An 18,325-nucleotide genomic window follows, 5' to 3' on the forward strand; every position below is an offset into this window, starting at 1 on the left:
TCACTAAGTGCTACCCCAAACTCTGATGATGCCCACATAACCCGCTTGTTTCTTCCAAAACAATGCCCCCTCAAAATCATTCTAATTTTTCCCTATAAGATGAGACCCCAGGAGGGGATTTTTGCCTGCAGGTAGTGGAATAAAATGCGCAAGCGCAAAAGCCAGTCCCCTCTTACACCATACTCGGGCAGAAAGTACAGCAAAAAGGCAGGAGTACTATCAAAGCCACTCCTGCCTTTTATAAATCGCTAGATACGTAGAAAGCTCTTTTATTTTAACTCAGGCAGTACCTCCTGCCTGCATCTCCGGCTTTAACGCCTCTTCTACTTCCTTGTCCAGTGCTCCCCCCCAGAACTGCTTGTAGCTATCTTCGTCGGTGGCGTGCTGCGTCGGCTCCAGTGCAGGGGCTACCTGTTCCAATGCCTGTACCAATACCTCGTAGGGGCGGTAGCCAACGATCAGCACCCCGTTCTGGCCTGACTTTCGGATCGCCAGAGACGGGAAACGGCTGATGTTGTGCATGCGCACGTCTTTCAGGTCTTCTTCAAAGGCCTTAGGGGCAGCGTCTCCGCCAAAGTCCTGCTCAAACGTGCTGTAGTTCAATATCTGTGGCTTCTCTACTGCCAACTGTTTGGCTACCTCTAGCAGCACCTCGCGTTCACCGATGTTGCGTCCGTGCAGCATGATAGCTTCTCTTATCCGCCGCAGGTATTGCTCTGCTGCGATAGGAGATTGCATTTCTGCTGCCTTTACAGCAATGCAGGAAGGGTAAGATGATTTAGGGGGATTCTCGACCCAGATGCGGTCGTTTAAGGGCATGCCCGACTTGTGCTTTACCTCCATCCAGAGTGGCCCCATCTGCAAGGGCTTGCTGATACTGTTCATCGGATCGTTGTAGGTGTCCCAGTTCGGGATCAGCCCGCCCATGCGGTAACGCCATCTTATTTTGCCGCTGTACTCGTAGCGTAAGCGGCGCCACTGGGGTTCAAAGGCCCAACTCCAGCAACAAAGAGGGTCGGTAAAGACCTCTATCTCCACCGACCCCGCTTCTTGTATATTCTCTTTTAGCTCGTTTTCTTTATTCGTCATATTAGCTTTTTCTCCTTAGATACTGTTCTGCGGATATTCGCACCATTGGTTTTCACCCTTCGGTACGGCTGCTTTGACCATGGCACTGCGTTCTTTACTCATTGTTTTGTTCATCATATCCACACTCTCCATGGTACGGTCTGTCCCCTTAGGAGGGTGGTTTTTGGTCATACCGTTGGTTTCCACCACGTGCTTGAACGGCTCCTCAATGTACTGCCAGGTTTCGCCCATTCCCGGGGTCTTGCCCTCATTCCATGGTCCACGTACGTCACCGCCACTAGACATGTTATAATACGCGTTGCTGAAACGCGGGTCGCCTTGTAGCACGCCTTGTGGGAAGTTTGGTTGGATGGTTTCCAGTGCCGCCTCAAACATCTGGGCGTGTGCCACCTCGCGCGTCATCAGGAAGCGAAGTGTCTCTTTCACATACGGATCGTCCGTAAACTGCATCAGGTATTCGTACACAATCTTGGCTCTGGATTCCGCGGCTATATCGGTACGAAGGTCCACCGTAGGGTCGCCGTTGGCATGTATATAAGCTGCTGTCCACGGCACCCCTTGGCTATTTGTTAAGGTAACACCGCCACCACTCAAGCCGAAAAACTGTGGGTTCATAAAAGCATTGTGGATGAACTCTTCCTTCTTGGCCTTGCCATCCAGCAACTGCATAATTTCGGCCTCCTCGGCAGCGTTCTTCAGTTCCCCGTTGATCGGGCCCAGCAACATTTGAATGGTAGCGCCAACAATCTCCAGGTGACTGAACTCCTCTGTGGCAATGTCCATCAGCATGTCATACTTGTCCGGGTATGGCTGCCGCATGGCAAATGATTGCACAAAATAGTTCATGGCAGCTGCCAGTTCCCCATTGGCGCCTCCAAATTGCTCCAGCAACATGCTGGCAAACGCTGGGTCCGGCTTGGATACCCGGGCGTTAAACTGTAACTCTTTTACGTGATAGAACATGTTTATTCCTTTTAGTTATAAAACTTATTATTACTTGACAATCTTAACGGCACTGTGTCATTTAGGTAGCAGAGTTGCGGGGCAATTCAGTGTATTAACAACAAAAACAAGCCAAAGGCCGGTTTTTCTTAGTGAGTTTAACAGCCCCCTACGTTGCGAAACATGCGTATCAAAACGTCAGGGAATTAACTTAAAATGGCAACCATTGTGTTATATCCTTACCCAGGTTAACATGTAGCTGCAGCACACAAATACCTTCCAAAGCACTCCAGCAGTGGGATAGTTTAGCAGAACTGTTATCTTAGCTAAAAGAATGCCCTGTCGCTTATAAGGTCACGTAGAAAGCCAGAGACAGGAGCACAGATCTTGAAAGAGCACCCTTATGTTTTTAGACTTCTCTTTAAGCCGTCCCGTAAAGCGCTACGCCCTGTCACTGGCCAAGCTCACCCTTTGCCTGGCTATCCTCCTCCCGGCCTATGGCCAAACGCCAACACGACAGCCTGAAGAACTAAAGTTGTGGTACAGCCAGCCGGCCAGGGACTGGAACGAGGCCTTACCGATTGGCAACGGCCGTCTGGGAGCCATGGTCTTTGGAGGTGCTGCCCAGGAGCACTTGCAACTGAACGAGGAGACGGTTTGGACGGGCAAACCCGCTGATTTTGTGAACCCGGCAGCAAAGGCAGCCTTACCCGAGGTCCGTAAACTGCTTTTTGCCGGTAAATACGCCGAGGCCCAGGAACTGGCGCAGCAGAAGATGATGGGCGACAAGAAGGTGGGCAGCACCTACCAGACACTTGGGGACCTGCACCTGAACATCGACCTGCCGAACCAAAACATAACGAAGTACCAACGGGAACTGGACCTGGAAAATGCTGTGGCTAAAGTCAGTTTTCGAGCAGGAGATGTATCCTTTCAACGAGAGATGTTCGCCAGTGCCTCGGGGCAGGTCTTGGCGGTGCGCCTTACGGCGGACAAGCCTGCTGCACAGAGCTTCACGCTACACCTAAGCCGCCCAGGCAACAAAGCGCAACTACAGGTCAGCAACGGCGAGATTCTGATGAGCGAGCATGTAGGAGACGGTGTGGGCGTAAAAATGGTGGCACGCCTGAAAGTACTGAATGAAGGGGGCACTGTTCAGGTAAGCGGTGACAGTATACAGGTAAAGGGCGCTGATGCCGTAACCCTGCTCTTGGCTGCCGCCACCGACTATAGAGGAAAAGATCCGCTGGCCCTTTCGGGAATGCAGCTTAGTGCTGCGGCACAGAAGCCTTACGCAGAACTCCGGCAAGCTCACGTAGCCGATTACAAGCAATACTTCGACCGCGTTAGCCTGGACCTCGGAACGACCGATGCGGTCTACTTCCCTACTGACGCCCGCCTGGTGGCCATGCAGAAAGGCAATGTGGACCCAGCCCTGGTAAAACTCTACTACCAGTATGGCCGCTACCTGCTCATCAGCAGTTCCCGCCCCGGCAGCTTGCCCGCTAACTTGCAAGGCATCTGGGCTGACGGCCTTACCCCACCCTGGAGCGCCGACTATCACATCAACATCAACATCCAGATGAACTACTGGCCGGCAGAGGTCACCAACCTCACAGAAATGCACATGCCCTTCCTGACCTTCCTGGATGAGTTGCGGCCCGATGCCCGTAAAACAGCCCGCGACATGTATGGGCTGAAAGGAACGGTTGCCCACTTTACCACCGATCCCTGGCATTTCACAGAGCCCTATGGCCAGACGCAGTGGGCCATGTGGCCGATGGGCATGGCCTGGAGCGCACAGCACCTGTGGGAGCACTACCTCTTTACCGAAGACAAGGAATACCTGAAAGCGTTAGCTTACCCGGTGATGAAAGAAACTGCGGAGTTCACGGTTAACTGGCTGGTGAAGGACCCCAAAACGGGTTACCTGGTGTCCGGCCCCTCCATCTCCCCTGAGAACACCTTTAAAACAGCAGACGGCAAAATAGCTACCATGGTGATGGGCCCGACAATGGACCACATGATCATTCGCGACCTGTTGGGCAATACGATTGCAGCCAGCGAGAAACTGGGCAAAGACGCCGCTTTCCGCAAACGCCTGCAGAAGATCTTGACCCAGCTGGCTCCTACCGAAATTGGCAGTGACGGGCGCATTATGGAGTGGACGGAGGAATTTGAGGAGCCGGAGCCAGGGCACCGTCACATCTCGCACCTCTATGGCTTGCATCCGGGCAGGCAGATTACCAAGCAGCAAAACCCGGAACTCCTGGAGGCCGCCCGCAAGACCATCGACTACAGACTGGCGCACGGCGGCGGCCACACAGGCTGGAGCCGTGCCTGGATCATCAACTTCTTTGCTCGCCTACAGGACAGCGAAGCCGCTTATGAGAACCTGCTTGCCTTATTGCGCAAGTCCACCCTGCCTAATTTGTTTGACACGCACCCGCCTTTCCAGATAGACGGTAACTTCGGGGCCACTGCCGGTATTACCGAGATGCTGCTGCAGAGCCACGCAGGTGAGGTGGAAGTGCTGCCTGCCCTACCGGCTGCCTGGCCACAAGGATACATCCATGGCCTGGTAGCCCGTGGCGGCTTTGAGATAGACCTGAACTGGGAAAAAGGGCAGTTAAAGCAGGTGAAAGTCCTTTCCAGGTTAGGGAATCCTTTGCAGTTGCGTTATGGCGATAAAGTTATCTCCCTTAAGACGCAACAGGGTAACACTTACGTTTTAGATAAAGACCTGCAACAACTGTAGCCATGCCAGAACAAGAAACGCGCAGGGCCTGCAGGTAATCCAAAACAAAGCAAAAGAGTATACACAAGCTATTTAAGCTTATCAGATCTTCAAAAATCAGTAAATTAAACCCATGAGAACAAGAAAGCTTCCGCTCCTTTACCTGCTCTTAGCCATGCTAGCTCTGGTAAGTTGGAAAGTACAAAGCAGCAGGTTTATCGATTTCAACAACAAGCGGATTGCTTATATGGGACGCGTGGGCATGGAACACCCGGAAGCGGCGACTTTCTACTGGTCGGGCACATCGGCTAAACTAAACTTTGAGGGTACCGCCGTAAAAGCCCTGCTAAAAGACGAAACCGGCGATAACTACTACAATGTGATCCTGGACCAGGACAGCATCATGCTGTTAAGGCCGGACACCACGCTGCGCTATTATGACCTGGCGAAAAACTTGCCGGAAGGGAAGCACACCATCGAACTTTTTAAGCGCACGGAGTACGACAGAGGCAAGACCCTTTTCTATGGTTTCTTATTAGGTGACAAAACAAAGGCCCTGTCAGCACCTGCGGACAAAAAGAAAAGGATAGAGTTCTATGGCAACTCCATAACAGCAGGCTATGCCGTAGAAGATTACTCTGGCCAGGACTCTCCGGACAGCACCTATACGAACAACTACCTGAGTTACGCAGCCCTCACGGCCCGGCACTACGACGCAGACTATACCAGCATCAACAAAAGCGGCATCGGCATTCTGGTGAGCTGGTTCCCTTACACCATGCCCGAGGTTTACGACCGCCTCGACCCTACAGACCCCAGCAGCAAGTGGGACTTCTCCAGCAAAAAGAAACCGGATGTGGTGGTCATTAACCTGCTGCAGAATGATTCCTGGCTCGTGAACAGGCCGGAGCACGCAGAGTTTAAACGGGTGTTCAAAGGCACTCCTCCCAGCGAAAAGCAAATTATAGATGCATACAGCGGCTTTGTACAGTCTGTCCGCGACAAGTACCCCAAAGCCCACATCATCACCATGCTAGGCAACATGGACATTACCCGGGAAGGCTCTCCCTGGCCGGGCTACGTCCAGAAAGCCGTAGACAAGTTAAAGGACGATAAGATCTATACCCTCTTTGTACCTTATAAGAACACGCCCGGTCACCCGAACATAGAGGAACAGCAGGTAATGGCGGATTCGCTCATTCAGTTTATTGATGCGAACGTTGATTGGGATGATAAGAAAGCGGCGAAGCGGATAAATTAAAAGCTAACCAGCTCAAGCGGTTCTATAACTTGTGCTAAGACCAGAGTGCCTCCCTAAAAAGACGGTCTCCTTGCAAACAGATAGGAACCGGCACCATAAGCACCGGCTCCCTGCATTTAAACTGTAGGTTTAAGGGAACGGAACATTAACTGCCTCCTGCGCGATTCACCTCATCCAGATTCACGTTTCGTTTTTTCGTATCAACTTTCTCGCCTTTATTAAAACGGTAGCGAAGATTGAAGCGGAAGCTCTGTGTGCCCTGGTACTGTTCTGCGCTGATGGCGTAGCCTTCTACCTGTGTTACTCCCTCTATCTTTTTGCTACGGAAAATGTCAGTCACATTCAGGCTCAGGTCCAGTTTGTCGCTTAGGAAAGAGCGCTTCAGTCCGGCATCCACCCACCAGTTACTGTGCAACTCATACAAGCCATAGGCTACAGGTCCACGGTATCCGGCGTTAACTTCCATGCGCACACCTGCCGGCAGTTGCACGTTGTGGTTCGACTGCGCGATAAACGTTGCCTGCTCGTTCTTCAGCACCTGGTCGCCTCTTCTCTGGGCAAAATCCTGGTAAAGCACCGTTGCGCTGTTGTTCATTTCCCATCTGGCAGATACCCGTACCGGGGCCACTAATGTAGCACTCGCACTCTGCATGTCGTCCACATTCTGCTGTTGAAACAAGGTTACCTCGTCTGACGATGTTTTGGCAGGAACCTCTATGATATAATCCTTGGTAACCGCATAATCCAATACCATGTTGTAGCGCTGCTGCAGCGTTTGGGTAACGGTAAACGAGTGGGTGTACTGCGGCTTCAGACCCGGGTTGCCCAGCACCACAGAGTACGGGTCCAGGTAAAACACAAAAGGATTAAGGGCACTATACCTTGGCCGGCTGATGCGGCGGCTGTAGCTGTAGCTTATCTGGTAGTTCTCGTTAACGTTTTGCTGCAGGAAAAGGCTTGGAAACAGGTCCAGGTATGATTTCTTGGTGCGCTCATCCAGCGTTTCTGATTTACCGTTCGTAATGGTCTGCTCGGCACGCAGGCCTCCTTGCAGATTCCATTTGTCGCTCAGGCTGGCAGAGAAGTTTGCGTAAGCTGCGTAGATATTCTCTTTGTAGATAAAGTGATTGCTTCTGCTGTTATCTAGTACTTTCTTACCGTCTGTCGATTGGTAAAACTTTAGTTCGTTGTCAGACACCACACGGCTGGCCTTGGCTCCTAGCTCCAGCTTACGGCCTTTGCCAAGCGGCTTAGTAAAATCTGCTCTGGCAGCATAGATATCATAATTGCTTGGGTTCTCTGTTGTAAGCAAGTCTATCATAACAGGTGAGTTATTGCCAAGGCTGTCATACTTGTTCAAAAAGCGCGACTCGTCCTTGCTAGCCAGTCTAACGTAGTCCAGGTCTGCTGAAAGAGTTGTACCCAATGAGTCAAGCCTTCCCAGGTAGTGCAGGTTAAAAGTGGTGTTGTCGTACTCTGTCTCAGCGTGGTTGTCTGCCTTTATATACAAGTCATTTTCCGGCTGGCTGCCGCGCAGGTAGGCGTTTGTGTTGATCCTGCCTTCGGTGTTGTAAAAGGAGGCGTTTGCCAGAAAACCCACGCTGTGCTTGCTGTTCAGGGAGTAGTCGGTACCAAAGCGCAAGGCTGGAATAAAGCGGGTGCCTTTCTCCACCACATACTGACTAAGTTTTAGCCCTTGCTTCTCCAGGTAAATGCGCTGCATGTCGTTTGTTCTATAGTTGGTGCGCTCTGCCACATCCAGGTTCACAAAGGAACTCCACTTGCCCTGCTTGTAGTTCAGGTCTGTGCCGGCTGTATAGCCATGAAGTTCGCTGTACTGGTACCCGGCATGCACGCTCCCGTTCATGCCGCCGGCGGTGTTCTTCTTCAGGTTGATATTGATAATACCAGAGGCTCCCTCTGCTTCATACTTGGCTGAAGGGTTGGTAACAATCTCCAGGTCTTTCATATTATCGGCTGACATGCTCTGCAGCAGGTTCTGCAGCTCCTTGCCCGTCAGGTAGGCTTTTCTGCCGTCGATCATGATCTGCACACCAGCTTTACCGTTCAGCTTGATATTGCCATCTTGGTCCACCCATACTCCCGGCGACTTTGTAAGCACCTCAAACGCAGTTGCACCCGCAGCCATCGCCGTCCCCTCTACGTTCACAACCATTTTGTCGGCATGCGAAATTACTGTGGGACGCATTGCCTGCACGGTTACCTCACGCAGCATTTTCGCGTCTTCACTTAAGGAAAACGTCCCAAAATCCTTACTGAAGTTGCTGCTCGTTACATCGAACGGAGCCGTTTCGGTGGAAGTATAGCCTACCATACTTAGTTTAAGTTTATACTTGCCGGCGACTGGCGTTACGATCTGGAAACCTCCCTCCATATCGGCAATCGTACCGGTCATGACGGCCTCGTCTGATGCTTTCAGCACCGCTACATTCACAAATCCTAGTGGCTGGCCCTGCCCATCCTTTACCGCACCCGAAAGTATACCTTGCGCTATTGCCTCATGGCTTAGCACGGAGAGAGTCAGGATAATCAGGAATAAAAATCTTTTCATAGTCTTATAAATTAAGTTTTACATTTAGTTAGCTCACAGCTCTTTGGCCGAGGTGTGACAAAGATGTGAGGTATATTCTGACTATGAAATCTGATTCTTATGAAGCGGGACCTGAGTAGCGTGAAACCGGATATGAGGCAAATGAAATGGAAAGCCTACGGGATGAAAACTGACGTTCAAGGTATAAAGCAGGAACCGCAGAAAAGGCAGGGTTGCAGTCCTAAACTGCCATAAGCTTGTTTCTTCCAATTAATATGGGTTAATTTCGATAAAATGATGTATTGAAACTCCCACCCAACCACAGCAGATTTCAGGCAGATGCACGATGACGAAAATGCGCTCTAAGTACAGGCCATTCCTGAGGCAGATCACGATTGCAGCGCTGACGACAGTGCTTTTATACTATGCTGTATTGTTTATACATCAAGGCACCATCTGGGTCTTTAATCTGGGTATCCTGATAGAGCTCACATTTGTGTTTTTCTTTCTGCTAGCTATTTTCTGGTCACACAGTCTAATATCCAAAACATTTACATCGGCGGCAACCCACAAACTACCGTATTTCTGGAAGCCTGTTCTGGAGGGCCTGACGGTAGTAGTAAGCAGTATTATTATCTGCTATCTGCTGTACTTTTTGCCTTACACCATTTTCTTCTCTCTGGCAGGAGTGAAACTGGTTTTGTTACCCGAGCGGGTACGGTTGGCATATGTCATCAGTAGCATTGCGTCTCTTTTCTTCTACTATTTTGTGGAGCGCCAGCGAAACATAAAACAGTTGCAGGCAGAGCACCTCCGGGCGGAGCAATTACAAAAGGAGAACTTCAGGGCGCAGCTGGAATCGCTGAAGAACCAGGTAAACCCCCACTTCCTCTTCAACAGTCTGAACGTGCTCAACTCCCTGATCTATGTAGACCCGGATAAGGCCGCAGCTTTTCTGAGCCAGCTGTCCGATGTGTACCGGGCCCTGCTGGACAACAGCAACAAACAGCTGGTTCCCCTGCAAAAGGAGCTGAACCTAGCTAACTCCTACAGCTATCTCATGAAGACGCGCTTCGGTGACAGCGTGCAGATTAACACCGACGTTCCCTCAGATAAGCTGTCACTCGAGCTCCCCCCTTCCTCTCTGCAGATGCTCATCGAGAACGCTATTAAACATAATGGTTCAACTAAACAAAAGCCGCTCAGGATATGCATTTATACAGAGGGAGATGCGTTGATCGTTAAAAATAACCGGCAGCCACGCCTGGAAGAAGTAAAGTCTACCAAAGTAGGCCTTAAAAACATCCGGAACCGCTACAGCTATATCACAGACAGGCAGGTAACAGTGGAGCAGACAGCGGATGCTTTTCTGGTAAAACTCCCCTTACTAAAAGTAGAGGCTTAAAGCGATAGAAACGATGAAGGTAATCATTATCGAGGACGAACAGCTGGCAGCGGAAGCCCTGGAAGCCATAACCAAAAGACTGAGGCCGGAGATTGAAGTCCTGGCTACGCTGAGTTCTGTGGAAGAGTCCGTCGAGTGGCTGGCCCTGCACCAGTCCCCGGACCTGATCTTTTGCGACATCCACTTATCCGACGGGAGCAGCTTTGAGATCTTTAAGCAGGTGGAGGTCAAGTGCCCTGTTATCTTCACCACGGCCTATAACCAGTATGCCATCGAGGCTTTCCAGGTAAACAGCGTCGATTATCTGTTAAAGCCCATCAAGCCAGCAGAGGTAGCCAAAGCGCTCAAAAAGCACGAGGAGCTCAAAAAGCATCACCTGGCCACTGGGTTCGGGGACCTGCAGCAGCTCGTGCAGGTGCCCCAGCACAGCCACAGTGCCTACAAGACGAGGTTCCTGGTAAAGAACGGACAGGCCATCAAGGCCATTCCTACCCACGAGGTAGCATACTTCTTGGCGGAGGAAGGAGTCGTGTTCCTGGTCACCGAGCAAGGCAAGCGCTTCGTTATAAACCAGACCCTGGACCAGCTGGAGGAACAGCTGGACAGCGCCCAGTTTTTCCGGGCAAACCGGCAAGTGCTGGTGCATATTGATGCTGTGCAGGAAGTAAGGCCCTACTTTAAAGGGCGCCTGTCCCTCCTGCTTAAACCCGCTGCGAAAGAAGAACAGATTATCAGCAGCTCCAGGGCCGCCACCTTTAAAGAGTGGCTGGACCTGTAAAATCTTCAAACTCCAAAAAAGACAACAACCCCTTTCAATAAACAAGATTAAATAGTACTTTAAGCTGTAAAACTACAGCTATCCTCATGAGAAAGATATTGTTTTTGTGTACCTGGCCCGCCCTGTTACTGGCCTGTAACTCTGCCGAAGAGCAGGACCAAACGACTACCCTGGCTGTAGAGGCAAGCGCTCCTGCCGCAGCTGAGACACCCGTTAAGCTTATTCATGCAGAGGAGGTGCAAACACTGGCCGTTGGGAGCCCTGCACCAGATTTTAGCTTACCCGCAGTAGACGGCCGCATATACAGCCTAAAGGACTTTGACGACAAGAAAGTGCTGGCCGTCGTGTTTACCTGCAACCACTGCCCCACTGCCCAGGCCTACGAAGACCGCATGATCCAAATAGCCAAGGATTATGAGAACAAAGAGGTAGCCTTCATAGCAGTTTCGCCAAACGACCCGCTGGCAGTGCGTCTGGACGAGCTAGGCTACAGCGATATGAATGATAGCTATGAGGAGATGAAAGTACGGGCAAAAGAAAAGCGTTATCCCTTCCTGTACCTGTACGACGGAGACACGCAGGCAATGTCTGCCGCCTATGGCCCTGTAGCCACACCACACGCTTTTGTGTTCGACCAGGACCGCAAGCTGCAATACGTGGGCAGGCTAGACGGCTCTGAAAAACCAGGCACTGGCCAGGGGGAAGATCTGCGGGCTGCGCTGGATGCTGTGCTTGCGGGTAAAGCCGTAGCAGAAGCTACTACAAAAACCTTTGGCTGCTCTGTGAAGTGGTCGGGCAAGCGGGAAGACGCAAAAGAGACGCTGGCAAAATGGGAGGCAGAAGAAGCAAGCCTGGAAGAAATCGACAAGGAAAGTATCAAAAAGTTAGTAGCCAACGACGGCGAGAACCTGCGCCTGATCAACGTGTGGGCTACCTGGTGCGGCCCTTGTACCACAGAGTTCCCGGACTTTGTGGACATGAGCCGCATGTACGGCGGCCGGGAGTTTGAACTCATCACCATCAGTGCCGACAAGCCGGAGAAAAAGGACAAGGTGCTTCACTTCCTGAACGAGAAGAACGCTGCCGCCTCCACCAACTACATTTTCACAGAGGATGACAAGTATGCCCTGATCGAGGCCATTGACCCGGACTGGCAGGGAGCCCTCCCCTACACCCTGCTGATCAAGCCAAATGGGGAAAAGGTCTACGCCAGGCAAGGAACGATAGACCCTTACGAAATGAAGAAAGAGATCGTAAAGCAACTGGGCCGCTATTATTAGTTAACCACACCCCACAAAAAGCTCCTGCCAGGTTGGACGTACTAACCTGGCAGGAGCTTTTTGTTTGAATAATTCCCGGCTAACTAAAACTTACCTGAGCTTACCACAGGTGTACATATACCAGGGCTGCCTGGGCCTGTTTTCCTGCAAAACTTTGTCTGTTTTAAGCTTTGGCGCTATGAGGTGCGTAAACACGGAGAGATTAAAACTTTTAACACAACACTATGAAAGAAACTTTGTATAGAACACTTGCCCTTGGCGCCCTTGCCGGGCTACGCTCTTTATCGGCCCCTGCTCTGCTAAGCCATTACCTCAGCCAGCACAAAAACCCCGACTTAAAAGGCTCGCCGCTGCACTACCTGGGCAACAGCAATGTGTCGCTGGCACTGAAAGGTCTCGCCGCCAGTGAGCTGGTGGGTGATAAGATGCCGAACATTCCGGACCGCACAAAGCTGCCCTCCCTGGCAATGCGTGGTGCCTGTGGTGCTTTAGTGGGAGCCGCCCTGTACATGCTCGATAACAAAAAGCCCTGGGAGGGTGCCGCCATCGGTGGCGCTGCTGCCGTTGCCTCCACCTATGCCAGCTATTACCTCCGCCAGTTCCTGGACCAGCACACCCCCTTGACAGACCCTGCCATGGGCCTAATCGAAGACCTGCTAACAGTCGGTAGCGGCATGAAGGTAGCCAACGATGTTTGACAGCTAAAACAGTAAACGGCGAAGGCCAAATAAGACTAGCCTTTGACGGCCACTAAACAGCATGTGCGAACTCCCGGACTAAGCCGGGTGTTCGCATTAGTTTCCTGGGAACGCCAGGAACACCACAACAGGCCGTTCTTTCACACAGCGACTCAAGTGGTCTCCAAGGCCTACTAACCTTTAAGAATAGAAAGCCGGACGGTATAAACTTTCCTTTACTTGTTTGTTTCCGAGGCTAACCCATAACGGTAAGAATAAGTACATTAAGCCATGGCCAGTCAGTGACTGGCTTTAAAAACCAAACTTGTAATAGAAGGCGAAAGGCTCGGCATGCTTGACAGGCCTTTGCTTTTTTTATAAACTTATCCTGACACATAAACGATACATATGCCCAAACTTCTGATTATAGATGATGAAAGGGCCATCCGTAGCACATTAAAGGAGATTCTCGAGTTTGAGAACTACACGGTAGATGAGGCGGAGGATGGTGAAAAAGGACTGCAACTGCTCGGAAAGACCAAGTATGATGCAGTGCTTTGTGACATCAAGATGCCTGGCATGGACGGCATCGAAGTGCTGGAGAAAGCCATGGAAATTTCGCCGGACTCCCCCTTTATCATGATCTCAGCCCACGGCACGATCGACACGGCTGTGGAGGCCACTAAAAAGGGGGCCTACGACTTTCTGCAGAAGCCACCAGACCTGAACCGCCTGCTCGTGACCGTGCGTAACGCGCTGGACAAATCGAACCTGGTGACGGAGACCAAGATCCTGAAGAAAAAGATCTCCAAGACTTACGAGATGGTGGGCACCTCGCCGGCCCTTACCCGTGTGAAGCAGGCAATCGAAAAAGTAGCGCCAACAGATGCGCGGGTGCTCATCACCGGGCCCAATGGCTCAGGGAAAGAACTCGTTGCACGTGCCATCCACGAAAACAGCAACCGAAACAGCGGACCGCTTGTGGAGGTAAACTGTGCCGCTATTCCAAGCGAATTGATCGAGAGTGAGCTGTTCGGCCACGAGAAAGGCTCCTTTACCTCTGCCGTAAAGCAGCGCATCGGAAAGTTTGAGCAGGCCAACGGAGGCACCCTGTTCCTGGACGAGGTCGGCGACATGAGCCTCTCAGCGCAGGCCAAAGTCTTGCGCGCCCTGCAGGAGCACAGGATTACCCGCGTGGGTGGCGATAAAGACATACAAGTGGATGTACGCGTAGTGGCGGCCACCAACAAAAACCTGCTGGAAGAGATAGAAGCCCGCAACTTCCGCGAAGACTTGTACCACCGCCTGGGCGTGATCCTGATCCATGTGCCGCCACTGAACGAGCGCCGGGAGGATATCCCCGACCTGGTACATAAATTCCTGAACGACATTGCCAACGATTACGGCAACAAGCCCAAGACCATTAGCCCGGATGCCCTCCAGTACCTGCAGGGGCTCGACTGGCGTGGAAACGTGCGGGAACTGCGAAACGTAGTAGAGCGCCTGGTCATCATGAGCGGACCCGAAATTTCAGCAGAGGACGCCAAAGCCTATGCCCGCCCGGTCGTGACTTAGGAAAAAACTGACGCTGCACCCAGCCTCTTCTGTTTAAACGGAAGAGGCTTTTTTATTGCCCTGCCCCAACGTACAGCCCTCCTGCCTGTGCCCGCTGGCCTATTCCTCTTTTCCGGTGTTCTTTCCCGAATAATTCCCCTACTTTTGCGGCCTGATTTAGCATTACCCCTTTCATGGACACCTCCACTTATAAAGAGCACTTTTCAAAAAACTTCCTGCTGGCCTACCCTGTCGTCCTGAGTCAGTTAGGGCACATCCTGGTCAGCGTTTTCGACAGCCTGATGGTGGGGCAGATCGGGACGCTGCCGTTAGCTGCCGCCTCCCTGGGGAACAGCATCTTCACCATCACCCTGGTGTTCGGGCTCGGGGTGTCGTACAGCATCACGCCCCTGATCGCTGCGGCCGACGGACGCCGGAACTACACCCGCATTTCCCTGCTGCTGCTCAACGGACTGGTCTCCAACACTTTGCTGGGCGTTATTTTGTTTATAGCCGGCTATTTCCTGTCGCCCTTCATCACCTTGTTAGACCAGCCACCAGCCGTGGTAGTGCTGGCGGTGCCCTACATCAACATCCTCTTCCTCTCGATGGTGCCCCTGATGGTGTTCCAGGCTTTCCGGCAGTTCGCGGAGGGGCTCTCGCTTACCAAGCAGGCAATGTATATTTCCATAGTGGCAAATTCTTTAAATATTTTGCTTAACTATATCTTCATTTTTGGTAAATTAGGCCTCGAACCAATGGGACTTGTTGGGGCTGGTTGGGCTACGCTGATTTCCAGAGTAGTGATGGCCTTGATGATGGGAGGGTATGTGCTGTACGCAAAACGGTTCTTGGTTTTCCGTCGGTTTATGCACCTGCGGCACCTCTCCTTCCACCACATGTACCGCATCTTTAAACTGGGCCTGCCCATCTCCGGCCAGATGATCTTTGAGATGGGTGCCTTCAGTTTTTCTGCGGTGATGATCGGTTGGCTCGGCGTAAAAGAGCTCGCCGCCCATCAGATAGCCATCAACGTTGCCTCCGTCACCTACATGATGGCCAGTGGCATTGCCGCGGCCGCCACCATCCGGGTTGGGAACCAGAAAGGTTTGGGTAATTACAGGGCCATGCGCATGGCAGGTTTCAGTAACCTGGTCTTGGGGATCATCTTCATGACTTGCAGTGGCCTCTTGATAGTACTGGGGAACGAACTGATCCCGATGCTCTACATCGATGACCCGGAGGTAATCCAGATTGCCTCCACCCTTTTAGTCATCGCGGCCCTGTTCCAGATTTCGGATGGGGTGCAGGTCGTGGGGCTAGGGGCGCTTCGTGGCCTGGAGGATGTACGTGTCCCAAGCCTAATCTCGTTATTAGCCTACTGGGTGGTTGGCTTACCTGTTGGTTATTTGTTGTGCTTTAAAGCCGATTTTGGCGTAAATGGCATCTGGTTGGGCCTCCTGGTGGGGCTTTCGGTAGCAGCCGCACTGCTCACCCTTCGTTTCCGGATGCTAAGCAACCGCTTGACGCTTAGTTAAAGTGCAATTTTATGGCACCTTTAAAAAGAAGTGCCTGTTAAAAAAGCAGAAGAACAACGTTTATACTTTTAGCCGAAGTCGAATGTACATTTTCACCCTTTTTCTGACGTTGTGGGCAAGGATACTGCTGTCTGCCCTTTCGCCGGCCGCCTTTGCCCTGGCACCTTACGCCAATAAGGTACCAGCCCCTGTAGAGACAGACAAACTGATTGTAGAAAAAGTAAACTGGTCAGAGAGCCGCAGGCTCTCCTGGGAGGATTTTAAGGGCCTTCCTGATGCCGGAAACCCCCACCATGCCCTGACTGCCGCCAACCTGGCCGTAAGCGCCAAGTGCAAAGACAATGCCTTTAACTATGAGGTAAACTGTGTTTTCCTGCCACAGGAGTCCTGGTCTAAAAACAAGCGCTCCAACAAGTTGCTCGAGCACGAACAACTGCATTTCGATCTGACAGAGGTGCATGCCCGTTTGTTACGCCGCCAGCTGCAGGAGCTGAACTGCGAAAACCAGAGGACAAAGCTCGGGGAAGCTGTGAACCGCGCTTTTGATAAGTGGAAGGCCGAGCAGAAAGCCTTCGACGATGCTTCGCGGCATGGCCTGAATACAGCAGAGCAACAACTTTGGGCCGCTAACATTTCCCAGCGCCTGGAAGCCCTGGAGCGTTACAAATAAGGACTGCAGTACTGGGCCCGGTGGCCCTCGTAACAACAGCTGTCCCTAAGTCCTGTGCTAAAAGGACCGCCCGATATCTTCTGGAAAGTCCTTGCAACAGGCTGCTATTTTAGGGGGTCCAGGTCTTTTCGGGCAGGCCCTGTGACGACTCTCCCAAGCGGATCGTAGCGGGAGCCATGGCAGGGGCAGTCCCAGGAGTGCTCCACGTTGTTCCAGTGTACCAGGCAGCCCATGTGAGTACATACCGCCGAAAACTTATGCCGCACCCCGTCCTGGTCGCAGTATACGGCTACTTTGTTCGTTCCATCGCGCATGATGCCGCCTGTGCCAGGCATTACCTGCGCAGGGTCCTCCACTTCACCAGGTGTCACGTAGTCTTTCGCCTGGGTAGCTACGTTTAAGTTGTACTTCATAAACTCCCCCGCCCCTTTCATGCCACTGCGGGTAGGGTCGTACAATTTAGCCCACGGGTTCTTGCGCCCCATGATGAGGTCAGTGATCAGGATGCCGCCAATAGTGGCGTGCGTTACGTCCTGCCCCGAGTCACCTGTCGCCACGTACATGTTGTCGAAGTCACAAGGGTACCGGCCAATATAGGCCAGCCCGTCCACAGGCTCCTGCACCTGCCCCGACCATAAGTAGCGCACCTCTCCGGCCATCGGGAACTTGGTGCGTGTCCAGCGCTCCAGATCCTGGAAGCGCTTCATCGGGTTATTTTCCTGCCCGGTTCGGTGGTCTTCCCCCCCAACCAGCAGGATTTCAGTGTCCCCGTCATCTTTAGCGCTGTTACCCGCCAAACGGATGTAATGATAGGGGTCCTGCACGTCCCAGTACAAAGCATCCGGCACAACATCTTTTGGCACCGTAAGACCTATCATATAGGTGCGATAAGGTGCCTGCTTCGTCATGATGGTGGCTTTATCGTTCGCGGGCGCGTTTGTGGCCACTACCAAATGGTTTGCGGACACAGCGTGCCCACTCTTTGCGGTGGCTGTTACAACTGGCCCTGATTTAAAGTCGACAACATGAGTGTCCGTATAAACCTCACCTCCTTTATCGATAAAGGCTTTTGCCAGCCCTGCCAGGTACTTCATGGGGTGCAGGCGCGCCTGGTTCGGAAAGTGCAGGCAGGGCAACGCCGTCAGTGAACCCGCAGGGCACTCTTTACGCAGCACCACGTCCATCCATCCAAACTGCTGTATTGCCTCCAGTTCCTTCAGCAGCTTCTCCTCATCCTGCCGCGTGCTGGCAAACAGGTAACCATCAACCCTGGTAAAGTCACAGTCTATCTTTTCCTCTTTGGCTATTTCTGATACTTTGTCGATGGCGCGCGTGTGGCTCTGGCAAATAAGGCGCGTGCCGTCTTCCCCAAACGTGTTGATCAGGTTCGTATACCGGGCATCCAGCGCCGTGGAGAGGTGCGCCGCCGTACGGCTGCTTTCGCCGCCGCCAATGCTTTTAGACTCCAGCACGATCACGTGTTTCCCCTCTTTGGCCAATAAGTAAGCGACAGTCAACCCTGCGATGCCTGCTCCCACTACGCAGACATCACACTTACGATTTTCACGAAGATGATCGGTCGTGGGCAAGGATATGTTGTCTTCCCAAATTGGGTGCGTAGCTCCGGATTCTTGTTTCATGGTTTCAGTTTTTTAGCAAAAAAGGTCGTCCTGGGAGGCCCCTGGCAAGCAGCAAAGCCAATTGCATAGGATTACGGGCAGGAAGTGCTAATGTTGCTAAAACAGCTATGCGAGCTCCTGATGGACAATTTGACCACATAAAGCCTACAAATAAAAGCTCTGTTACATTCCAATATATTTAGCAAGCCTAATTATATTAGCAT

The 18,325-nt window shown here is 52.0% G+C and carries 13 protein-coding genes; 9 read left to right on the forward strand and 4 right to left on the reverse strand.

The genetic code is table 11. The features are described 5' to 3' along the window. Positions 1–279 precede the first annotated feature (279 nt). On the reverse strand, positions 280–1,089 hold the full coding sequence (locus tag CHB92_RS23440) for a DsbA family oxidoreductase (RefSeq protein ID WP_089321675.1): 810 nt from the start codon (positions 1,087–1,089) through the stop codon (positions 280–282). Between the two features lie 15 nt (positions 1,090–1,104). Beyond that, positions 1,105–2,052 carry a manganese catalase family protein gene (locus CHB92_RS23445; RefSeq protein ID WP_089321676.1) on the reverse strand — a complete coding sequence of 316 codons (948 nt, stop codon included), beginning with the start codon at positions 2,050–2,052 and terminating at the stop codon, positions 1,105–1,107. 382 nt (positions 2,053–2,434) lie between these two features. Between CHB92_RS23445 and CHB92_RS23450 the strand changes: the two genes are divergently transcribed. After that, the gene (locus CHB92_RS23450) at positions 2,435–4,789 is read left to right on the forward strand and encodes a glycoside hydrolase family 95 protein (protein ID WP_089321677.1); all 2,355 of its coding nucleotides are present in this window, start codon (positions 2,435–2,437) and stop codon (positions 4,787–4,789) included. A gap of 112 nt (positions 4,790–4,901) precedes the next feature. Further along, a complete protein-coding gene (locus CHB92_RS23455) occupies positions 4,902–6,029 on the forward strand; it encodes an SGNH/GDSL hydrolase family protein (protein WP_089321678.1) in 1,128 nt (375 codons plus the stop codon). Positions 6,030–6,174: 145 nt separating this feature from the next. Here the strand turns inward: CHB92_RS23455 and CHB92_RS23460 are convergent, their stop codons facing one another. Next, the gene (locus CHB92_RS23460) at positions 6,175–8,601 is read right to left on the reverse strand and encodes a TonB-dependent receptor domain-containing protein (protein ID WP_089321679.1); all 2,427 of its coding nucleotides are present in this window, start codon (positions 8,599–8,601) and stop codon (positions 6,175–6,177) included. Positions 8,602–8,926: 325 nt separating this feature from the next. Here CHB92_RS23460 and CHB92_RS23465 point away from each other — a divergent pair, with 325 nt between their 5' ends. The 7 genes from CHB92_RS23465 (at position 8,927) to CHB92_RS23495 (ending at position 16,482) form a co-directional block, all read left to right on the forward strand. Further along, entirely contained in the window at positions 8,927–9,985 is a 1,059-nt protein-coding gene (locus CHB92_RS23465; RefSeq protein ID WP_089321680.1) for a sensor histidine kinase, read from the forward strand. 13 nt (positions 9,986–9,998) lie between these two features. Then, on the forward strand, positions 9,999–10,763 hold the full coding sequence (locus CHB92_RS23470; RefSeq protein WP_089321681.1) for a LytR/AlgR family response regulator transcription factor: 765 nt from the start codon (positions 9,999–10,001) through the stop codon (positions 10,761–10,763). An 86-nt stretch (positions 10,764–10,849) separates the two neighbouring features. Next, a complete protein-coding gene (locus CHB92_RS23475; RefSeq protein ID WP_089321682.1) occupies positions 10,850–12,043 on the forward strand; it encodes a redoxin domain-containing protein in 1,194 nt (397 codons plus the stop codon). A 224-nt stretch (positions 12,044–12,267) separates the two neighbouring features. Then, complete coding sequence (locus tag CHB92_RS23480) at positions 12,268–12,741, forward strand: DUF4126 family protein (protein WP_089321683.1); 474 nt, start codon at positions 12,268–12,270, stop codon at positions 12,739–12,741. A 387-nt stretch (positions 12,742–13,128) separates the two neighbouring features. Next, a complete protein-coding gene (locus tag CHB92_RS23485; RefSeq protein ID WP_089321684.1) occupies positions 13,129–14,295 on the forward strand; it encodes a sigma-54-dependent transcriptional regulator in 1,167 nt (388 codons plus the stop codon). A 173-nt stretch (positions 14,296–14,468) separates the two neighbouring features. Next, on the forward strand, positions 14,469–15,812 hold the full coding sequence (locus CHB92_RS23490; RefSeq protein ID WP_089321685.1) for an MATE family efflux transporter: 1,344 nt from the start codon (positions 14,469–14,471) through the stop codon (positions 15,810–15,812). 82 nt (positions 15,813–15,894) lie between these two features. Next, positions 15,895–16,482 carry a DUF922 domain-containing protein gene (locus tag CHB92_RS23495; RefSeq protein WP_089321705.1) on the forward strand — a complete coding sequence of 196 codons (588 nt, stop codon included), beginning with the start codon at positions 15,895–15,897 and terminating at the stop codon, positions 16,480–16,482. Between the two features lie 104 nt (positions 16,483–16,586). Here the strand turns inward: CHB92_RS23495 and CHB92_RS23500 are convergent, their stop codons facing one another. Beyond that, complete coding sequence (locus CHB92_RS23500) at positions 16,587–18,122, reverse strand: FAD-dependent oxidoreductase (protein WP_089321686.1); 1,536 nt, start codon at positions 18,120–18,122, stop codon at positions 16,587–16,589. Between the last annotated feature and the right edge of the window lie 203 nt (positions 18,123–18,325).

It is taken from the genome of Pontibacter ummariensis, assembly GCF_900188175.1.
Taxonomy (GTDB): Bacteria; Bacteroidota; Bacteroidia; order Cytophagales; family Hymenobacteraceae; genus Pontibacter; species Pontibacter ummariensis.

Coding starts and splice junctions, on each gene's coding strand:
- CHB92_RS23470 (WP_089321681.1), top strand. CDS start 9,999: ATGAAGGTAATCATTATCGAGGACGAACAGCTGGCAGCGGAAGCCCTG.
- CHB92_RS23455 (WP_089321678.1), top strand. CDS start 4,902: ATGAGAACAAGAAAGCTTCCGCTCCTTTACCTGCTCTTAGCCATGCTA.
- CHB92_RS23440 (WP_089321675.1), bottom strand. CDS start 1,089: ATGACGAATAAAGAAAACGAGCTAAAAGAGAATATACAAGAAGCGGGG.
- CHB92_RS23495 (WP_089321705.1), top strand. CDS start 15,895: ATGTACATTTTCACCCTTTTTCTGACGTTGTGGGCAAGGATACTGCTG.
- CHB92_RS23445 (WP_089321676.1), bottom strand. CDS start 2,052: ATGTTCTATCACGTAAAAGAGTTACAGTTTAACGCCCGGGTATCCAAG.
- CHB92_RS23450 (WP_089321677.1), top strand. CDS start 2,435: ATGTTTTTAGACTTCTCTTTAAGCCGTCCCGTAAAGCGCTACGCCCTG.
- CHB92_RS23500 (WP_089321686.1), bottom strand. CDS start 18,122: ATGAAACAAGAATCCGGAGCTACGCACCCAATTTGGGAAGACAACATA.
- CHB92_RS23475 (WP_089321682.1), top strand. CDS start 10,850: ATGAGAAAGATATTGTTTTTGTGTACCTGGCCCGCCCTGTTACTGGCC.
- CHB92_RS23465 (WP_089321680.1), top strand. CDS start 8,927: ATGACGAAAATGCGCTCTAAGTACAGGCCATTCCTGAGGCAGATCACG.
- CHB92_RS23490 (WP_089321685.1), top strand. CDS start 14,469: ATGGACACCTCCACTTATAAAGAGCACTTTTCAAAAAACTTCCTGCTG.
- CHB92_RS23485 (WP_089321684.1), top strand. CDS start 13,129: ATGCCCAAACTTCTGATTATAGATGATGAAAGGGCCATCCGTAGCACA.
- CHB92_RS23460 (WP_089321679.1), bottom strand. CDS start 8,601: ATGAAAAGATTTTTATTCCTGATTATCCTGACTCTCTCCGTGCTAAGC.
- CHB92_RS23480 (WP_089321683.1), top strand. CDS start 12,268: ATGAAAGAAACTTTGTATAGAACACTTGCCCTTGGCGCCCTTGCCGGG.